Source organism: Micromonospora sp. MP36, assembly GCF_008119785.1.
In the GTDB taxonomy this organism is placed as follows: domain Bacteria; phylum Actinomycetota; class Actinomycetes; order Mycobacteriales; family Micromonosporaceae; genus Micromonospora.
Genome location: NZ_VSFA01000251.1, coordinates 1 through 1,475, shown reverse-complemented (window position 1 = coordinate 1,475; position 1,475 = coordinate 1). Strand labels below are relative to the sequence as shown.

At 68.5% G+C, this 1,475-nt stretch carries 1 protein-coding gene; it reads right to left on the bottom strand.

All coding sequences use genetic code 11. The features are described from left to right. Window positions 1–17 precede the first annotated feature (17 nt). Window positions 18–1,271, bottom strand: coding sequence for an IS701 family transposase (locus tag FXF52_RS41005; RefSeq protein ID WP_148805017.1), 1,254 nt, complete (start codon window positions 1,269–1,271; stop codon window positions 18–20). Window positions 1,272–1,475 lie beyond the last annotated feature (204 nt).

The following is a 1,475-nucleotide window of genomic DNA, read 5'->3' as shown; positions in this document are numbered from 1 at the left end:
CGGCTAGTACTCCAACGTCACTTGATCTTCGGGCCGGCTTGGTGGCCGAGCCTGCGCTGGTAGTGGGATCGGCGGGCTCGGGCTTGGGATGTTCGTCGCCAGGTTGACCAGTGCAGGGTGTGCGCTGGTGGGAGTGGTTGGGTGAGGACGAAGGCGTTGAGGAGTCGGCGGATCTCGGCGACGGTCAACGCGATGATCTCCGCGTCGACGTCGGACTGCTGCGCTGCGAGGATGGTCAGCACGGCCAGGGCGAGCATGGCCAGGGTGATGAATCGGTGCCAGCCGGTCCAGCCGCGGACCTGGTAGTGGTCCAGGCCAACCTGGCCCTTGCCGGTCTGGAACAACTCCTCGATGCTCCACCGGGAGCCGGCCACGGTCACGAGGGTGTGCAGCGGCACCGGGCGAGGCGACCAGCACAGGTAGAAGGCCAGCTCGCCGGTGGTCCGATTGCGGCGGATGAGCAGCCACCGATGCTCACCCCGGCTGGTGGCGGTGGTGACCCAGGCCCACAGGTAGTCGCGGGGTCCCTTCGCTCCCGGCCCGCAACTGTGCAGCTGCCACTCGCGGGTGGGAATCCGCCCGGCGAGGCCGTCGACACGCACGAGGGTGCGGCCGTCGTTGACGTGCACGCGTCGGTCGCAGCCGACTGCCAGGACGTAGCCGATCCCGCAGTGTTCCAGGTCGTCGCGCAGGCCGGGGTCGGCGCCGTAGACCTCGTCGCCGGTCACGAATGCGGCGGGCACACCTGCGTTCAACGCGGCGGCGATCATCTGCCGGGCCAGGGCCGGTTTCGTGGCGAACCCGACCTCCTCGGGGACGCCAGCGGCGGCGAGGCGGTCAGGGCGATCGCACCAGGACGTCTCGGGTAGGTAGAGCCGACGGTCGATCATCGCCCGGCCCGCGGGTGACACGTAGGCCAGGAACACCCCGACCTGGCTGTTCTCCACACGACCCGCGGTGCCCGTGTACTGCCGCTGGACCCCGACCGAACACACGCCCTTCTTCAGGAAGCCGGTCTCATCAATGACCAGCACGGCGTCGGGATAGCCGAGCTGCTCGATCAGCCAGTCACGCAGGTCATCGCGGACGGCGTCGGCGTCCCACACCGCCGTACGCAGCAGCCGCTGCATCGCCTGCGGATCAGCGTGACCAGCCCGCTCCGCGAGGGACCAGCAGGTCTTGCGTTCCACGCCCGATAGCAGCCCTTCCACGAACTGCACCGCCGTCGCACGCGGCTCCGCCCGAACGAACCGGTCAGCGACACGCGTCACCGCCTCGTCCAGGATGACCCGCCACCCGGCGGGGTCTACGCTGTGGCACACGGCCACCGCACGATCTTCGGTTGTCCTCACAAACCATCGATGATCAACGCGGTGGCCGTCCTCATGCCCACGCCACGCCCAACGCCGAAGCCAAGTGACGTTGGAGTACTAGGGCGTGTCTCCTGGATCTTGCGGCGTGGTTCGGGTATTCAT